The sequence below is a fragment of the Tenacibaculum sp. E3R01 genome, assembly GCF_003318185.1.
Lineage (GTDB): Bacteria > Bacteroidota > Bacteroidia > Flavobacteriales > Flavobacteriaceae > Polaribacter > Polaribacter halocynthiae.
The window spans coordinates 218,906-236,411 of the sequence record NZ_QOCC01000019.1; the positions used below are offsets into that span (position 1 = coordinate 218,906).

The 17,506-nt window shown below is 29.1% G+C and carries 17 protein-coding genes; 7 read left to right on the forward strand and 10 right to left on the reverse strand.

Annotated elements, in window-relative coordinates:
• Positions 1 to 19: 19 nt before the first annotated feature.
• The 6 genes from pgi to DS884_RS06175 all read right to left on the reverse strand — a co-directional run bounded on the left by pgi (position 20) and on the right by DS884_RS06175 (position 7,377).
• Positions 20 to 1,588: a glucose-6-phosphate isomerase gene (gene pgi / locus DS884_RS06150; protein WP_093869700.1), complete on the reverse strand. Its 1,569-nt coding sequence runs from the start codon at positions 1,586 to 1,588 to the stop codon at positions 20 to 22.
• Positions 1,589 to 1,590: 2 nt separating this feature from the next.
• Entirely contained in the window at positions 1,591 to 2,868 is a 1,278-nt protein-coding gene (locus tag DS884_RS06155; RefSeq protein ID WP_093869699.1) for a M23 family metallopeptidase, read from the reverse strand.
• An 88-nt stretch (positions 2,869 to 2,956) separates the two neighbouring features.
• Entirely contained in the window at positions 2,957 to 3,733 is a 777-nt protein-coding gene (locus tag DS884_RS06160; protein WP_113786144.1) for a DUF3108 domain-containing protein, read from the reverse strand.
• Positions 3,734 to 3,820: 87 nt separating this feature from the next.
• On the reverse strand, positions 3,821 to 4,741 hold the full coding sequence (locus tag DS884_RS06165; RefSeq protein ID WP_113786145.1) for a tryptophan 2,3-dioxygenase family protein: 921 nt from the start codon (positions 4,739 to 4,741) through the stop codon (positions 3,821 to 3,823).
• A gap of 166 nt (positions 4,742 to 4,907) precedes the next feature.
• Positions 4,908 to 6,071, reverse strand: a complete 1,164-nt coding sequence (gene hppD / locus DS884_RS06170) for a 4-hydroxyphenylpyruvate dioxygenase (RefSeq protein WP_093869697.1) — start codon at positions 6,069 to 6,071, stop codon at positions 4,908 to 4,910.
• 148 nt (positions 6,072 to 6,219) lie between these two features.
• A complete protein-coding gene (locus tag DS884_RS06175; protein ID WP_093869696.1) occupies positions 6,220 to 7,377 on the reverse strand; it encodes a homogentisate 1,2-dioxygenase in 1,158 nt (385 codons plus the stop codon).
• A 290-nt stretch (positions 7,378 to 7,667) separates the two neighbouring features.
• Between DS884_RS06175 and DS884_RS06180 the strand changes: the two genes are divergently transcribed.
• From DS884_RS06180 to DS884_RS06210, 7 genes are all read left to right on the forward strand, one after another.
• On the forward strand, positions 7,668 to 10,076 hold the full coding sequence (locus DS884_RS06180) for a TonB-dependent receptor (RefSeq protein ID WP_113786146.1): 2,409 nt from the start codon (positions 7,668 to 7,670) through the stop codon (positions 10,074 to 10,076).
• A 124-nt stretch (positions 10,077 to 10,200) separates the two neighbouring features.
• On the forward strand, positions 10,201 to 10,530 hold the full coding sequence (locus tag DS884_RS06185) for a hypothetical protein (RefSeq protein ID WP_113786147.1): 330 nt from the start codon (positions 10,201 to 10,203) through the stop codon (positions 10,528 to 10,530).
• Positions 10,531 to 10,532: 2 nt separating this feature from the next.
• Positions 10,533 to 10,835 carry a hypothetical protein gene (locus tag DS884_RS06190; protein WP_113786148.1) on the forward strand — a complete coding sequence of 101 codons (303 nt, stop codon included), beginning with the start codon at positions 10,533 to 10,535 and terminating at the stop codon, positions 10,833 to 10,835.
• Positions 10,835 to 12,901, forward strand: a complete 2,067-nt coding sequence (locus DS884_RS06195) for a PepSY-associated TM helix domain-containing protein (RefSeq protein WP_113786149.1) — start codon at positions 10,835 to 10,837, stop codon at positions 12,899 to 12,901. Before DS884_RS06190 ends, DS884_RS06195 begins: the two co-directional genes overlap by 1 nt.
• A gap of 7 nt (positions 12,902 to 12,908) precedes the next feature.
• A complete protein-coding gene (locus DS884_RS06200; RefSeq protein WP_113786150.1) occupies positions 12,909 to 13,574 on the forward strand; it encodes a class I SAM-dependent methyltransferase in 666 nt (221 codons plus the stop codon).
• 2 nt (positions 13,575 to 13,576) lie between these two features.
• Positions 13,577 to 14,122, forward strand: coding sequence for a flavodoxin (locus DS884_RS06205; protein ID WP_113786151.1), 546 nt, complete (start codon positions 13,577 to 13,579; stop codon positions 14,120 to 14,122).
• 185 nt (positions 14,123 to 14,307) lie between these two features.
• Positions 14,308 to 15,444 (forward strand): DinB family protein, encoded by a 1,137-nt coding sequence (locus DS884_RS06210; protein ID WP_113786152.1) that lies wholly within the window; start codon positions 14,308 to 14,310, stop codon positions 15,442 to 15,444.
• Between the two features lie 26 nt (positions 15,445 to 15,470).
• Here the strand turns inward: DS884_RS06210 and DS884_RS06215 are convergent, their stop codons facing one another.
• The 4 genes from DS884_RS06215 to DS884_RS06230 all read right to left on the reverse strand — a co-directional run bounded on the left by DS884_RS06215 (position 15,471) and on the right by DS884_RS06230 (position 17,465).
• Positions 15,471 to 15,806 (reverse strand): 2Fe-2S iron-sulfur cluster-binding protein, encoded by a 336-nt coding sequence (locus DS884_RS06215; protein WP_093869688.1) that lies wholly within the window; start codon positions 15,804 to 15,806, stop codon positions 15,471 to 15,473.
• A 6-nt stretch (positions 15,807 to 15,812) separates the two neighbouring features.
• Positions 15,813 to 16,160: a hypothetical protein gene (locus DS884_RS06220; RefSeq protein WP_113786153.1), complete on the reverse strand. Its 348-nt coding sequence runs from the start codon at positions 16,158 to 16,160 to the stop codon at positions 15,813 to 15,815.
• Between the two features lie 11 nt (positions 16,161 to 16,171).
• On the reverse strand, positions 16,172 to 17,071 hold the full coding sequence (locus DS884_RS06225) for a sterol desaturase family protein (RefSeq protein WP_233487119.1): 900 nt from the start codon (positions 17,069 to 17,071) through the stop codon (positions 16,172 to 16,174).
• A gap of 73 nt (positions 17,072 to 17,144) precedes the next feature.
• A complete protein-coding gene (locus DS884_RS06230) occupies positions 17,145 to 17,465 on the reverse strand; it encodes a hypothetical protein (protein WP_113786154.1) in 321 nt (106 codons plus the stop codon).
• Positions 17,466 to 17,506: the final 41 nt, after the last annotated feature.

Sequence of the window (17,506 nt, forward strand, 5' to 3'; positions counted from 1 at the left end):
AATTCTAATTAATAAAATTTTAACTATATAGTATTTTTTCTGTTAATTCCTTCCCCAATTCAACACCAAATTGATCATAAGAGTAAATATTCCATAAAACTCCTTGAGTAAATACTTTATGTTCATACATTGAAATTAACATTCCTAAAGACTCAGGTGTCAGCTTTTTAAATATAATTGTGTTGGATTGTTTATTCCCTTTAAACACCTTATACGGAAGTAGTTTGTTAACTTTTTCAAATTCTCCTTTAGTTTTCAATTCTAAATGCACTTCTTCTTTAGTTTTACCAAAAGACAATGCTTCTGTTTGAGCATAAAGGTTTGCCATTAATTTTTTATGATGATCTGCTAATCCATTCAATGGTTCTTCAAAACCTATAAAGTCAGCAGGAACTATTTTAGTTCCTTGATGCAATAACTGCATAAATGCATGTTGCATATTGGTACCTGTTCCACCCCAAACTATAGTACCCGTTTCATAAGTAACTTCATTACCATTTCTATCTACCCCTTTACCGTTACTTTCCATAACAGCTTGTTGCAAATATTCAGGTAATATATTTAAATATTGAGAATACACAAAAACACCTTCAGTATCACAACGAAAAAAGTTGTTATACCACAGGCTTAATAATGCTAAAATTACTGGTATGTTTTTATCAAAATCAGTCTCTCTAAAATGAATATCCATTTTTTCTGCTCCATTTAACAAACGCTTAAAGTTATCGAATCCAACAGATAAACTTATAGATAACCCAACAGCTGACCATAATGAAAAACGACCACCTACCCAATTCCACATTGGGAAAACATTTTTCTTATCTATCCCAAAATTCAGTACCGCATTAATATTTGATGAAACAGCTACAAAATGTTTTGCTACATCAAAAACTGTTGCTGACTTTAAAAACCAATCTCTTATTGTATTTGCATTAGTTATCGTTTCTTTTGTACTAAATGATTTTGATACAACTATAAATAATGTAGTTTCTGGATTTAATTTTTTTAGTATTTCAAAAACATGGTCTCCATCAACATTTGAAACAAAATGTGTATTTAATTTATTTTTATAAAACTTTAACCCTTCAACAACCATTTTTGGTCCTAAATCTGAACCACCTACTCCTATGTTAACTACATCTGTTATAGCTTTACCTGTATAACCTTTCCATTTTCCTGAAATAACCTTATTACTAAAAGCCTTAATTTTTCTTAAAGCGGTTTGAACAGGAGGTTTTACATCTTTACCATCTACAAAAACAGGTTCATTACTATTACTTCTTAATGCTGTATGAAGAACAGACCTGTCTTCTGTCACATTAATCTTATCACCTGTATAATATTTTTCTATGGCATCTTTCAAATCTATTTCCTCAGCCAAGGAAATAAGTTTGCTTAAAGTTTCTTTTGTTATATGATTTTTAGAAAAATCTACATGTAACTCTTCAAAATTTATAGAAAAGTTTTCTTTTCTATTTTTATCTTCTTTAAACAACTTTCTAAGCTGATAATTTTTAGCTTCTCCATAGTGCTTTTCTAATTTCGCCCAGGCTTCTGTTTTTGTAGGATTAATGTTTTTTAAAGGCATAATTACTTGGTAGCTAATGTTTCTTTTTCAACAAAAATAGCTGTAGTTTTTTTAAAAAAAGGAATGCTATCTAATTGTTTTTTTAAAGGTTCTATAAAATTAAAATATCTTGGCTTAATGCTATCTTTTAATGGCTTAGCTGAAGGTAATTTTTCACGAAATGGATCTACTTGTCTACCGTTTTTCCAAAAACGATAACATACATGAGGTCCACTGGTATTACCTGTCATACCTACTAAACCTATAATATCTCCTTGCTTCACATAATCTCCGACTCTCACCTTTCTTCTTTTCATATGCAAATACTGAGTACTATATGTGCTATTATGTTTCACTTTAACATAATTACCATTACCTCCTCTTCTAGCTGATTCCACAACTGTTCCACTCGCAGTTGACATTATTGGAGTTCCATAAGGAGCAGCAAAATCAGTTCCTCGGTGTGCTCTAACTCTACCATATAAAGCTATCTTTCTTCTTAAATTATAACGTGAAGATATTCTATACTGAAACTTTATAGGTGATTTTAGAAAAGTACTCCTTAACATATTTCCTTTTTCATCGTAAAATTCAGCTATATTCTTTATAGAGTCAGCTACAAACTTATAAGCATATAAATCTTCTCCTTTATGATTAAACAAGCCAGCTTTTACTTCTCCATACCCAACAAAAACAGTATCATTAATAAATTTCTCTTCATAAATAAGTTTAAATTTATCACCTTTTTGCAATCTATAAAAATCTAATGTCCATGCATAGATATCTGCTACTGTGTTAGTCAATGTAGGTGTTAACCCTAAACTATCCATAGTAACAGATAAATTAGAATAAATTTCTCCTGCTATTTCTTTTTCTACAATTTTAACTTTCTTTTTATGCTTATATGCAGAAATTACAGAATCTTTAAAATTTATAATTGTTGCATTGACTTTATTATGTTTATAAATAAATACCTGAGCTTTTTTAATTGAATCTTTTGATGTCAATATTGTATATGGTTTTCCAGATCTAACTCTTCTTACATCAAAAGTTTCTTTAATTGTAGTGGCTATTTTATTTATTTTAGGATACATTACATGATGTCTATCTAAAATAAGTCCAAAACTATCTCCATTTTTTATTGTATCATGTACAACATTATAATTATCTAAATTAAACCCATACAAGAGCACTGGTTTTGGTTTTTCAATTACCTTAGTCTCAATTATCTCTCTTTTTTCTTCTTTTTTACAAGAGAATAAAAAAGTAAATAACACTAGTAAAATGGTGATTTTTCTCAAGGAGGTTGTTTTTAATTGCCTATTCTCGCAAAAATACAAATATTTATATTTGTATTTAACACTTTAACAATACTTAAACAACTTAAAGTTAATCTACTATTATTTCGAAAGGATTAGCCAATCCTCTGTATGCTTCTAATTCTGCTCGTAACGACCCAACAGCTAGTGATGCTTTCATTTTAATTGGCACTTTATTATCATCTGCAGTTATCCAAACCGTAACACTTTCTTGTGCCTTAAAAACCCTACCAGCCTGAACTAAAGGCCTGAATTTCTGAGTTTTAACCTTTCCGAATTTTGTTTTTAAAGTTTCATAACCTAAAAAACGAAGTTTAAAAGGGTAACTTTTATCATCAAAAAACATATCTACATTAATCTCTTCTCCCTTTTTCATTTTCTGAGTATCATAACTTCTTAAAAAATAAAAAGTAGATATCATATCTTGAGGACTCTTTATTGAAATAACACTATCTTTTTGCTTTGTAAAATCTTGTACATAAGCTGTATTATTTTCATAGTTAAAAGACACATTTCTTTTTTTCTTAAAACCTCCTTCATTAATATCCCTTTTAAATAAATATGGCCTTACCTCATCAGCTGTAAAATAGCTTTCATACTTATCTTTCACTTCAAAAAACCAACTTATCATACCAGTAGTCCAACCTCTTCCTGTTGCATGAATTACATTTCTATTTTTTAACTTTTCATCTTTTAATTCTAACACGGCAGTTCCAGCTCTTAAAAAACCACTGTAACTCATTTTATAACGCAACCATTCTCCTCCTTTAAAAGCCACAGGCCTTTCTTGAGATGAAACATTTATTGCTAAACAAAGCAATACTATTAATAGTTTATTTATTTTCATAATATTCAAACTTATGAAATTTAATAGACAATTACCATTCCAAAAATAAAAAACCATTAATTCAATAAATTAATGGTTTTTTATTTTTTAAAAGGTTCCCCAATTTTTCAATTCTTCTTCACTCCATAAATAAGGAAAAAATATTCTACGTTGGTATTTTGGATGCATATATTTGCGCCAATTACTTCCTCCTGTTGCTTCTAAATCTTTTTCTCCACCACCTAAATATTTTCCTGCAGCATTATAATGTGCCATTACCCATTTTACATTTACAGTATAATCATAATGACGCATAGCTTTTACTAATTCTTCATTCTTTTGAACATCCTCAGGTAATTCTTTGAATTTTTTAGACAAATTACAGTCATTGTAATCTTCCATAAACTCAATAAACTCTCCCATATATTTTTTCTCGAAAAGCTTTATAAGTATTGTTTTCTCTCCTGTTTGATGATTTTTACCAGCCGCTTGCCAATACAAATGCTCAAACGCATTTTTAAAAGATGAATCTCGATCAATTGTATCTCTATATCTAACATCAATTAAGTTAATTAACTCTGTTGAAGCAAACTCTATTTTACGATATTGCGCACTTTGAAACCCACTAGCTGGTGCCAAAGTATTTCTAAACTTTAAATACTGATCAACATCCATTCCTTCTCCCATTACACTAAATGAACTGCACAGCATATCAAAATACCTGCTTACCCTCATTAAGTGTTTTGAAAATTTTTCTGCTGTTATTACTTTTTTTGAAAGTGAAATTTGATCAATTTCCCATAATATCATTTTAAACAACAGTTCATTTACTTGATGATACATGATAAAAACCATCTCATCTTTTTCTGTTGTTCTAGGAATTTGTAAACCTAACAAAGCATCAGTTTGGATATAATCCCAGTATGTAATAGGTGTACTATGCAACAATCCTTCTAAAATAGTATTTAAAGGTACACCTAATTTTTCATACTTCTCTTCTAATGCTTTTAATATATCGTCTTTACTCATTTATCTATTTTTTAATTAAAATTTATTTTATATTCTGATTAAAATAAATTTTATGAGAAAGGTGATTTAATATTTTTAAAAATCTGATTCATTTTTTTATAAAAAAGAGAACCAAGAATTTAGAGTTTTATCTTTTTCTTGGTTCTGTTAATCTTAAGATTTAGGTTTAGAGCGTTCCTCTTTTTGCTTGTTCTCTTTCTATAGATTCAAACAACGCTTTAAAATTACCTGCTCCAAAACCTCTTGCTCCCATTCTTTGAATTATTTCAAAAAACAACGTAGGTCTATCTTCAACTGGTTTTGTAAAAATTTGTAATAAATATCCTTCTTCATCAGCATCAATCATTATTGATAGCTTTTGTAACTCACCAATATCTTCTTTCATCATATCTCTATGCTCTCCTAATCTATTAGGAATATCATCATAATATGCTTGTGGTGGTGGTGGTAAAAACTCAACTCCTCTTGCTTTTAATTGACTTACAGTAGAGATTATATCATCAGTAGCTACTGCAATATGTTGTACTCCTGCTCCTTCATAGAAGTCTAAATATTCTTCAATTTGAGATCTTTTCGCTGCTTTAGCTGGTTCATTAATAGGAAACTTAATACGTCCGTTTCCATTAGACATCACTTTACTCATTAAAGCTGAGTATTCAGTATGAATTTGCTTGTCATCAAAAGACAAAAAGTTTTCAAACCCCATTACTTCTTCATACCATTTAACCCAAACATCCATTTGGTTCCACCCTACATTTCCAACCATATGATCAATATATTTTAATCCTACTGGCGTTGGGTTATAGTCAGATTCCCACTTTTTGAATCCTGGCATAAACGTACCTTTATAATTTTTACGCTCAACAAACATATGAACCGTTTCTCCATAAGTATAAATTCCAGCTCTAACAACTTCACCATGCTCATCTGTTTCAACAGTTGGCTCCATATAAGATTTCGCCCCACGCTTGGTTGTTTCTTCATATGCGCTTCTTGCATCATCTACCCAAAGAGCTACTATTTTTACACCATCACCATGCTTCACAATATGATCATTAATAGGTGATTTACTGTTTAAAGGAGTTGTTAAAACTAAACGTATTTTATCTTGAACTAATACATAGCTTACTGAATCAGTAGAACCTGTTTCTAAACCTTTGTAGGCTAATGATTGAAAACCGAATGCCGTTTTATAAAAGTGTGCTGCTTGTTTTGCATTACCAACATAAAACTCTACATAATCTGTTCCTAACAATGGAAGGAAATCTTGTGCTCCTTCAAATATTTTTTCTAAACCGTAGTTTACTGATTTTACTTCTTTTTTACTCATAATAAAACCCCATCCTAACCTTTCTTTGACAGAAAGAAACTCTTAACTGGGAATTAAAAGTCTTTAATTTTTTATTTATTAAACTATAACCTATGTTAAAAAGAAATAGTTTTATTTACCTTATACTCAATCACTAATACTGAACTAATTATTCTAACCAAGATTTGTAATAATCTTCATCTGCAATTTTCATTGCCTCTTCAGTAACTTGTAATGGTTTAAATGTATCAACCATTACAGCTAATTCTTCAGTTTCAGTATGACCAATACTTCTTTCAGCTGCTCCTGGGTGTGGACCATGAGGAATTCCCGCTGGATGTAAAGAAATATGGCCTTGATCAATATCATTTCTACTCATAAAATCACCATCTACATAATATAAAACTTCATCTGAATCTATATTACTATGATTATACGGTGCAGGAATTGCTTTTGGATGATAATCATATAAACGTGGCACAAAACTACAAATTACAAATGCATTAGTTTCAAAAGTTTGATGAACTGGTGGTGGTTGATGAATTCTACCAGTAATTGGTTCAAAGTCATGTATAGAGAACGCATATGGAAAATTATAACCATCATAACCTACTACATCAAAAGGATGAGATGCATATACCATTTCTATAATTTCTCCTTGTTTTTTTACTTTAATTAAAAAATCACCTAACTCATTATACGTTTCTAATTCTTCCGGCCTTCTTAAATCTCTTTCACAAAAAGGGGAATGCTCTAGTAATTGGCCAAACCAGTTTCTGTAACGTTTTGGTGTATATACAGGTGAATATGATTCTACAATGAATAATCTATTATTTTCATCATCAAAATCTAGTTTATAAATAATCCCTCTAGGGATCACTAAGTAATCTCCGTATTTGAACTCTATGTTTCCTAACATAGTACGAAGTTTCCCTGTTCCTTTATGAATAAAAATTACTTCATCAGCGTCTGTATTTTTATAAAAGTAATCTTTAGTAGACTCTTTCGGAGCTGATAAAATTATATTACAATCTGAATTTGTTAATACAACTTTTCTACTTTCTAGATAATCATTTTCAGGAGGAACTTGAAACCCTCTGAAACGATAAGATTGTATATTATTAGCTTTTGCTATTTTTGGCGCAACTGAATACTGTTTACGAATTTCTTTGACCATTGTTGGTCTATGTTCATGATAACTATTAGTAGACATTCCGTCAAAACCAATAGTTCCAAATAATTGTTCGTAATACAAACTTCCATCTTCCTTACGAAATTGAGTATGACGCTTTGGTGGAATTTTTCCTAATTTATGATAAAAAGGCATATTTATTTTAGTTTAAAGATTAATACTTAAATTTTTATTGTCTTTAAACTTTATTATTCGGGATTTCTCTTTATGAGAAACTTTAGAAGTATAAGCAAGTCTTCAAAAGGACTACAAGCCATCATAATTTATAATTCTTCTTACAAATATACAGAATATTCTATCTATTAAATATCGAAACTTCAAAACATTAGTTTTTTTTATTTAAATTTAATCTAAATAAGTTTTGCTGTTACATTTTAATGAAATATTTTTGCTGAATTAAATTTTATTAAATCTAAATAAATACAATGAAAGGAGTAATAACCGCCATTATGCTATTTTTAGTAATGGCTAATTCTGTAGCGCAAGGGGGATCTATCAGCGGAACAGTAGTAGACAACAATAACGAACCTTTAATAGGTGTTAACGTAATAATTAAAGGAACTAAAAATGGAACTCAAACAGACATTGATGGTAATTTTAAATTAAACACTAACAATAGAGGTGAAAAAACACTTGTCATTTCTTATATCGGATTTAAAACTAAGACTTTAGTAACCGATGGGAATTCAAAAAAATTAACAATTACAATTTATGAAGGAAATGAATTACTTAATGAAGTAATTGTAGACACAAATAGAAAAAATAAATTTTCGAGAAAAAAATCAGCTTATGTAGCAAAATTACCTTTAAAAAATATTGAAAACGCTCAAGTTTACAGTACTGTTACCAATCAATTATTAATTTCTCAATCAGTTATTAGTTTTGAAGAGGCGCTAAAAAACACTACGGGTGTAGAAAAATTATGGTCATCAACTGGTAGAAGTGGTGATGGTGCAGGTTATTATGCAATTCGTGGTTTTTCAATTCAACCTCAACTAGTAAATGGAGTACCAGGAATAACAAATGGATTTATTAATCCTGATAATGTTGAAAGAATTGAAGTTGTTAAAGGACCATCTGCTACTTTGTTTGGAAGTACTGTGACTTCTTATGGTGGTTTAATTAATATTGTAACTAAAAAACCCTACAAAGGAACTGGAGGAAACATTACTGTTGGTGGAGGTTCTTTTGGGTTTAAAAAGTTAACAGTTGATTTTAACACGAACCTTGAAGATAACGAGGATATTTCATTACGATTTAATGCTGGATATCAAACTGAAGATAGTTTTCAAGATGCTGGATTTAGAAAATCTTTATTTTTAGCTCCTGCCATTTCTTATAAAGTAAATAATAGGTTAACATTAAACTTTAACTATGAGCTTTCATCTACTGATCAAACTAACCAAGCTTTTTTATTTTTAAATAGAGGAGCTGCGTTAACTTTTAAAAATTTAGGTGAACTAAATTACGACAGAAACAAATCATTAACTAGTAATGATATTTCTATTAAAAACCCAACTCAAAATTTCAGAGGAGAGATTGCTTATAAAGTTTCTGATAATTGGTCATCACAAACAATTATTGCTGGTGGTAATGCTAAATCCAAAGGACATTACACTTATTTATATAATCTTCGCGCAAATTTATTCGGTTTATATGCTCAACAAACAGATGCAGAAACTAATACATTAGCATTACAACAAAACTTTACTGGTGATTTTAAATTAGGAACTATTAGAAACAGAGTTGTAATTGGTGTTGATTATTTAAAATCTCAAATTATGGATAATAGTTCTGGTTTCAGAGGAATTAATGTTACAACACCACAAGGTCAATTAATTCCAGTACCAGCAGCTTTTGGTTTCGCAAATTTGCCTACAAATCAAGCTAGCCTTAGTGCTGTTTTAGCAAATGTTCCAAGATCAAATACTGATATTAATCAAGATGTTCTTAGTGGATATATTTCAGACGTAGTAAATATTTTACCAGAATTATCTGTTATGGCGGGAGTTCGTTATGATAGATTCAAATATGATGGTGATGCAAATGATGCTACTGATGATCAAAAAGCATATTCAAAATCTACTTTTTCACCTAAGTTTGGAATTGTTTACCAACCTATACTGAATCAATTATCAGTATTTGCTAATTATCAAAACGGCTTCTCATACGTAAACCCAGAAATAGTACCTATTGATGTAGCTAACCCTGCTGCTGGAACAAAATTACAATCATACGATTTAGAACAAGCTAACCAATTAGAGTTTGGTGTAAAAACAAACTTATTCAATAATAAATTAGAAGCTTCTCTTAGCTACTATGATATTACTGTAAAAGATAAAATAATGGGATTCGGTGCTAGCAAGCAACAAGACGGAACTGTTAATAGTAAAGGTTTTGAGTTAGAACTAAATGCTAATCCTATAGAGGGCTTAAACCTCCGTGGTGGATTTAGCTATAATGATGCTAAAGTAACAAAATCAGTTTCTAGGCCAGATTTAATTGGAAAACGTTTAGCTGAAGCTGGTCCAGAAACATCATACAACTTTTGGGCTGATTATAAATTCTTAGAAGGAATTGCTAAAAACTTTGGTTTAGGTTTCGGTGTTAATGGTGCTAGTGATTATAACACTATGGTTGGTTACCCTATAGCTGGTGATTTTATTCTTCCAGCATACACCATTTTTAATGCTTCTCTTTACTATGAGCATGATAAATTTAGAATAAGTGTAAAAGCAAACAATTTAACTGACAAAGAATATTATAAAGGTTGGAGTACGGTAACTCCGCAAGCACCTAGAGCATTTTTAGGAACTTTAACATATAAATTTTAATAATAATTTTCACATAAATTGTGTCTATTATAATTTGAATTGTCATTTATTAAATGCGAGCATAACTCATTGTTTTTGAACTTTGAGTTATGCCTTTTTAAATAATTACATAAATAACTTAAAGATGAATACAGTTATACTATTATTAAATTTTATGAGTGTTTTTATGTTATTAAACACTTCTAAGGAAGCAATTTTGCATAATAATTTATTAGAGAAGTTGATAAAAAACAATGCCTTAAAAGTTAAAATTATTGGCCTTATAGTAGTCCTACTTTCTTTTACTACTTCTGCAGTAACATATGGAATAACTACTGGTATATTAATAAACTTAACTCTTTTATTATTAACTCTAAGTATACTCATACTTTTTAACCCTATTAAGGAAGCAAATTATAAATTTCTCATTCTTCTTTTTATAATAAGTATAACTATAGAGTTTTTAACATCATAAACATGCCTGCAAACACTAAATATTTAACAAAATCACCTTCACAACAATTCGCTAAAGTATCAGCAGGAGTTTTAGGTGGTTATATAATCAGTGCATTATTGCATATGGTTTTAGCACTATGGTTACCATATTCAAAAGAAATAATGGTTACTTCAATCTTTAGTACGTTTATAGTATGGTGCACTTGCTTAATTATTCCGTTTCTATTTAAAAATGGATGGAAAGCTTGGGCTTTATACTTAATCATTTCCTTGCTGTTATACATAGCATATTATTTTGGTAACCAAAACAATCCCTTTTTATAATGAGCAATCGAAACTACAATGTTTTTTTTAACACGCACACTATTAGTGGAATTGTAATTAGTGTTGCTTTATATATAATATTCTTTGCAGGTGCTTTTGCTTTATTTAAAGAAGAGATTCAACTCTGGGAAGAAGGAAAATCGATTAGTCATACTGAACGAAAAAATATAAATTACAATGATATTTTATCTTCGTTAGATAAAAATTACGAATTAACAGGAAGAGATTTACATATTAATTTTGGAGAAAAAAGCGATCATATTTTTGTTAATATGACTGCAAGTAAAGACACATTAGCTTCTGCTAAAGGAAAGGTTCCTAATTACTTTTATGTAGATATTAAATCAAAAGAAACCAAATCTTATATTGAACAATATAGCCTTGGAGAATTTCTATATCGTCTTCACTTTTTTCAACAGTTTCCTGTTATAGGTATTTATTTAGCCGGTTTTGTTTCCTTATTTTTTTTATTTGCTATTGTAACAGGTGTCATTGTACATTGGAAAAAAATTATTCCTAAATTTTATTCTTTTAATCCTAAAGCAATTTTAAAAAAGGTTTGGACTGATGCTCATACAGCACTTGGAATTATAGGTTTACCCTTTCAATTTATTTTCGCTGTTACTGGAACCTATTTTGGGTTAAGCATTTTAGTATTACTTCCTGCTAATTTTTTATACAATGGTAATCAAGATAAGTTATTAGAAGACTTACGTCCTGAACGTAAAAACTATGAATGGGTTTCAACATCAAATGAAGAGATGCCTAGTTTTAATTCTTTTGTTCAAAAAACAGCTGATCATTGGGAAGATTTTCACCTTACGCAAGCGTTTATAAAAAATTATGGTGGTGTAAATATGAAATATACCATAATTGGTGAATTAAAGGAGAGTAATCGTTTTGTTGGAATAGGAAGATTAATTTTTGACCCTTATACTGATAAAATAGAAGTAGAGAAAAATCCAAATAATTTAAATTATAATGAAGATACTCAACGTGTATTAACACGTTTACATTTTGGTGATTATGGAGGGTCATTTATCAAAATCATCTATTTCATTCTTTCATTAATCACTTGCTTTGTCATTATTACTGGCGTTTTAATATGGATTGAGGCTCGTAACAAAAAAAGTATGACTATACGTCAACGTTTATATACTGCAAAAGTTGGACATATTTACCTTTCCATTTGTTTATCTATGTTACCCGTTACTGCGTTAGCTTTTTTATTTGTAAAACTCACCAACGGATATTATACTGACAAACAAACTAGTATCTACTATTTTTACTTTATTACTTGGCTAATATTTATTGCTTTTTACAGATTTAAAAGAGACAATTACTACACCAACAAAACATCTTTATTGCTTGGTACTATTCTTGGATTTTTAATCCCAATTAGTAACGGTGTTATAACTGGGAATTGGGTTTGGAAAACATACATCAATCATCAATTTGAAATTTTATGTATTGATTTATTATGGACTTTCATTGCACTGTTTTCATTGCTGTTTTACTTTAAAATAAAACCAACTATTAAAACTAAAAGTGCCTTTTCTAAAGCACCTATAGATTATAAAAACTTAAAAGCTTTAAAAGAGGAAGAAGCTTTAAAAAACAATACAACTCCTCAAAATAAAACTACTATTAACACTAATACACAAATACCAATGAAAACAAAAATTTCACTTTTATGGATATTCATCGCTATCGGATTTATTTTTCATCATATATACGGTTTAGCAACAGTATTTTTTAACGAGTCTGTCTTTATTGAAGGATCAACAGGAGAAACACCATTTTGGGCACACCAATGGCGTATTTTAATGGAAGGACTAGCACTTACATTTGGATTATTAACTATTGAAGTTTCTAAAAAGTGGTATATTTTAACATCATTTGTTTGGGCTTTTATTTTAGGTTTATTTAATGTTTATCATATTATTACTGCTGTTATATATGAAGCCTCAAATATATCTGAGATTTTAATTTTATTATTATTAGTCATAGCAAATGTGTTTTTGATTAAGAACATAAACGAATGGAGAAAAGAAACTATTAACTAAAAATACAATGGAAAAGAAGCTCACAAAAGAAGATTTAAAAGAAATAGAAAACCAATTGAGTTGCCCTAATGGTTCAAAAGGTATAGAAATTGCAAACTCTATGAATGTTAATAACATTAGCATGACCAAAACTTCTATTGAACTTCTAAATATTGCTAACAATGATATTGTTTTAGAAATTGGCCACGGTAACTGTGGCCATCTGAAATACCTTCTAAACAAAGCATTGAATATTCATTATATAGGTTTAGAAATTTCTAAAACAATGAATCAAGAAGCTATACTTAATTCAAATAATATAGATAGCGCTATAAATGCATCTTTTCAACTATATAACGGGGAAAAACTTCCTTTTGAAAACAATTCAATAGATAAAGTTTTTACAGTAAATACAATTTATTTCTGTAAAAAACCAATAGCTTTTTTACAAGAGATCTCAAGAGTTTTAAAAAAAGACGGTGTTTGCATTTTAACTTATGCTAAAAAAGAATTTATGAAAACACTTCCTTTTGTAAATTCAAAATTTAAACTATATACAACTGAAGATATAAGATTATTGTTGAAAAACACTCCCTTTAAGATAACTAACACAATACATAAAACAGAAAACAGAAAAAGTAAAACTGGTGATTATGTAAATAGAGAATATACATTAACCATATTAAAACAATGAACATGAATAATAAAATAGGAATAATTTACGGATCAGACACTGGTATGACAGAAGAAATTACTCATAACATTGTAGATGAATGGAATGTTAGTGATGTTGAAGTTATAGAAGTTTCAAATGCAAGCTTGTCAGATTTTGAAAGATTTGATTTTTTAATTTTGGGGCTTTCAACATGGTATGATGGGGATTTACAAAGCGACTGGGAAAGTTATTTTGATGAATTTAAAACTATTGATTTTTCAAACAAAACAGTTGCCATTTTTGGTTTGGGTGATCAATATGGTTATGGAGAGTATTTTATAGATGGTGTTGGTATTCTAGCCAAAGTTGTTATTGCAAATGGTGGAGAAATAATAGGAAAATGGTCTACAAAAGGCTATGACTTTACCGAATCAAAGGCCGAAATTATAGGGGAAGATTTATTTTATGGCTTAGCTATAGATGAAGACAATGAGCCAGAACTAACTCAAAATCGTATTAATAACTGGTTAGCCATTTTACAAGAAGAATATAATAATGTTACTGTTGAATTAGCTCTCGGGGGCTAATTCAACTTCTAAGCTAACTACTTTTAGTTTTATCTATTATCACTTTAATAGATATTTCATAAAAACCAAGAGGTAAACAATTAAATCAATAGTTTATTTATATTTTAACTTTTCTATTAAGGTTTTCTTTAAAAATTATATTTTCGCCTAAATTTTTAATTCACTAAACGTAATTATTTAAAACCATGAAAAAGTTATTTTTTATTTTCTTTTTATTCAGTATCTCTATTTTTTCTCAATCTAAAAAAGAAATATCTAGAAGCTGGACTTCTTTTACACAATCTATTGATATAACATCTGATTCTGAAATAAAATTCAAGTTAATTGGAAGTATTAAAGTTGAACCTGCTGACAAAATTGCTTGGGCAGGCTTATGGGCAAGAGTAGATACAAAAAACTCTGAACGAGGTTTTTTTGATAATATGCAAGATAGAGGTGTAAAAGATAACAATTGGAAAGAATACACCATTGAGGGTACTTTGAACAAAAACTCTAAAAGTTTAAATTTTGGGGGATTATGTATTAATAATGGTAAGTTTTATTTTGACAATATAAAATTGTTCATAGAAGATGAAAATGGAGAATTTAAAAAAGTTAGCATTCTAAATAGTGATTTCGAAAAAAAAGTAGCTAATCAAGAAATAAAAAGCTGGAGAGAATCTACTAATAAGAAAAAAATTAGACGAATAAAAGAATTTAAATTATCATCTAGTTCAGATGCAGTTTCTGGTAAAAGATCATTATTAATCATCGGCTCAGGTATTAAAGTTCCTGAATATGAGTATGGTAAAATAGGTAAAAAGGATGCTGAAAACCCTCAAATTGACAATATGATTTCTATGCTAGAAGATTTAAAAGCTAGAGTTCATCGAATAGTAAAAAACCTACCTCTTGAACATGTTGATCACTTACACGATCCTAAAGCAAATCGTATTGGTGCGTTGGTAATGCATTTAGCTGCAGCCGAAGTTTATTATCAGAAATACACGTTTGGCAAATCTGTTTTTGAAGAAAAAGAACCTGAATTATGGAAAGCTGGAATGGATTTAGATGAAAAAGGTAGAGAAATACTTAAGGGCAAACCAATAAGTTATTACTTGGAAATATTTGATGCAGTTAGAAAAAAAACTATTGAAGAATTACGAAAAAGAGATGATAAATGGTTTAAAGAAGTAAACCCTGGAAAAACATTATCTAATCAATGGTCTTGGTTTCACATTATGGAACACCAATCTAGTCATTTAGGTCAAATTTTATTTTTGAGAAAAAGATTACCTCCAATCAAAAAAGAAGTAAAGATTAAAGAACAAGTTAAAAATTAAATTTAACCAACAATAACACAGTTGAATTAGCTCTCAGGAGCTAATTCAACTTCTAAACCATCCATTTCAGGAGTCATTTGTATTTGACACCCTAAACGACTGTTATCTTCTACATCAAAAGCTTCAGCTAACATTGCATCTTCATCATCAGTCATTTCAGGTAATTCATGATCAGATTTCACATAACACTGACATGATGCACACATTGCCATACCTCCACAAATACCTATTGTACCTTCAGGAGCTAATTCATAAGAACGAACAACTTCCATTAAATTCATTGCCATATCAGTAGGTGCAATAACCTCATGAGTAACCCCTTCCCTATCAGTAATTTTTATTTTTATATCCTGAGTATCCATTATTAATTATATATATAATTGTAATCCAAAAAGCTTAAATAAAGGAGTTGTAGCAACTAATACTATTAAAACATATATGATTGCTTTAACCCAAATTGAAGTACTCTCTCCTATTAAATAATTGCTTTCTATAGTTCTTTCTTGTAAAAGAATATCTTTTGAATCGTAAATTGAAGCACTTACATTTAACTTGATTGTTTGGCAGCTTGATATTTTACCATAATACCAAATCAATAAACTAACAACAATGCATGACCCTAAGAAAAAAGCAAATAAATCATAACCTGACAAACCCGTTTTATAACTTAATCCCAAACAATTAATTACTCCTAATAAATCAGCATTTAAATTCATAGTTTACTTTTTTAACAATTCACTTTCTTTTTTCTCAAAGTCTTTGCTCTTTTATCTTCTCCGTCATGGCTCCAACCTGGTGAGTTAAAAATATAATTTAGCTTATCTTTCAACTTACTAGCTCTCTTAACATCCTTCCAAATTGCTCCATATTCATGAGTTGCTACTTTAATAGGGTTGAATGTTTCAATATTTACTGTTAATCCATATACAGGTTTATCAATATTGGTTAATTCTTTAGAAAATGTGCCAAAAATTCTATCCCAAATAATTAAAATTCCTGCATGATTACAATCCAAATAACGAATATTTGAGGCATGATGAACTCTATGATGTGATGGCGTATTAAAAATAAACTCAATTGGTTTAGGCAACTTATTTACTAACTCTGTATGTACAAAAAACTGATAAATTAAACTTACTCCCATCATAATAAACATCATTAATGGATCAAAACCTAAAAGAGGTATCCATAACCAAAAGAAAAACTTATGAACACGTTCACCAACTCCTTGACGCAATGCTGTTCCCAAATTCATATGGATTGATGAATGATGCGGTACATGGCCAGCCCAAAATAAACGAACTTCGTGATTTAAACGATGAAACCAATAATACGCAAAATCATCTGCAAATAATAAAATAACCCATGCCCACCATTGACGTTGAACGATATCTTTCAAAGGACTTATTTCATGTAAATAGAAAAAAGCTACGAAAGCAAGAATCTTAGGAATAAATTCAATTATTGCAGAAAAAACCATCATTAATAACGAAACGCCAGTGTCTTTACCATGATATTTTTCTTTTGCAAATTGATATTCAACCAACATTGAAATAAAAAATACTGGTAATGCAAAATATAAAAGCTTATCGCTTGCTAATTGTTCTATGTAATCAGTTAATGTCAATTATTTTTTTCTTAATATAAATTCAACTTTCTTTCTTAAGATACTTTTTTAATGTGTTGTTTAAACAAGTTATTTATAAAAAGTATTCAATACCTAATAACTCATGCAAAGGAGTAATAATAACTATAAAAACAAAAGCAATTACAAATAAATCAACCCAAATAGAATTTTTATCTTTTGTAAAGTAATTATTCTTTCCTTGTAAAAGAATGTCTTTAGATTTATAGATTGGAATATCTAATTCAAAAACAGTAGCCTCTTCCTTTCTTTTTATAGATTTTTCTATATATTTAAGATAAGAAATTAAAATAAATAAAGAACTTATAACAAAAACATCAAAACTTGTAATCAAGTTTTCAAAAGGATTAATTATTAAGAAATTTAAAGCAATCATATTTTTAATTTAATTATTATCTAAAGTAAAACTTAAACTCT

Excerpts from the sequence above, each read along its gene's own strand:
- pgi (WP_093869700.1), bottom strand. The coding sequence starts at position 1,588 with ATGCCTTTAAAAAACATTAATCCTACAAAAACAGAAGCCTGGGCGAAA.
- DS884_RS06160 (WP_113786144.1), bottom strand. The coding sequence starts at position 3,733 with ATGAAAATAAATAAACTATTAATAGTATTGCTTTGTTTAGCAATAAAT.
- DS884_RS06165 (WP_113786145.1), bottom strand. The coding sequence starts at position 4,741 with ATGAGTAAAGACGATATATTAAAAGCATTAGAAGAGAAGTATGAAAAA.
- hppD (WP_093869697.1), bottom strand. The coding sequence starts at position 6,071 with ATGAGTAAAAAAGAAGTAAAATCAGTAAACTACGGTTTAGAAAAAATA.
- DS884_RS06175 (WP_093869696.1), bottom strand. The coding sequence starts at position 7,377 with ATGCCTTTTTATCATAAATTAGGAAAAATTCCACCAAAGCGTCATACT.
- DS884_RS06180 (WP_113786146.1), top strand. The coding sequence starts at position 7,668 with ATGAAAGGAGTAATAACCGCCATTATGCTATTTTTAGTAATGGCTAAT.
- DS884_RS06185 (WP_113786147.1), top strand. The coding sequence starts at position 10,201 with ATGAATACAGTTATACTATTATTAAATTTTATGAGTGTTTTTATGTTA.
- DS884_RS06190 (WP_113786148.1), top strand. The coding sequence starts at position 10,533 with ATGCCTGCAAACACTAAATATTTAACAAAATCACCTTCACAACAATTC.
- DS884_RS06195 (WP_113786149.1), top strand. The coding sequence starts at position 10,835 with ATGAGCAATCGAAACTACAATGTTTTTTTTAACACGCACACTATTAGT.
- DS884_RS06200 (WP_113786150.1), top strand. The coding sequence starts at position 12,909 with ATGGAAAAGAAGCTCACAAAAGAAGATTTAAAAGAAATAGAAAACCAA.
- DS884_RS06205 (WP_113786151.1), top strand. The coding sequence starts at position 13,577 with ATGAATAATAAAATAGGAATAATTTACGGATCAGACACTGGTATGACA.
- DS884_RS06210 (WP_113786152.1), top strand. The coding sequence starts at position 14,308 with ATGAAAAAGTTATTTTTTATTTTCTTTTTATTCAGTATCTCTATTTTT.
- DS884_RS06215 (WP_093869688.1), bottom strand. The coding sequence starts at position 15,806 with ATGGATACTCAGGATATAAAAATAAAAATTACTGATAGGGAAGGGGTT.
- DS884_RS06220 (WP_113786153.1), bottom strand. The coding sequence starts at position 16,160 with ATGAATTTAAATGCTGATTTATTAGGAGTAATTAATTGTTTGGGATTA.
- DS884_RS06230 (WP_113786154.1), bottom strand. The coding sequence starts at position 17,465 with ATGATTGCTTTAAATTTCTTAATAATTAATCCTTTTGAAAACTTGATT.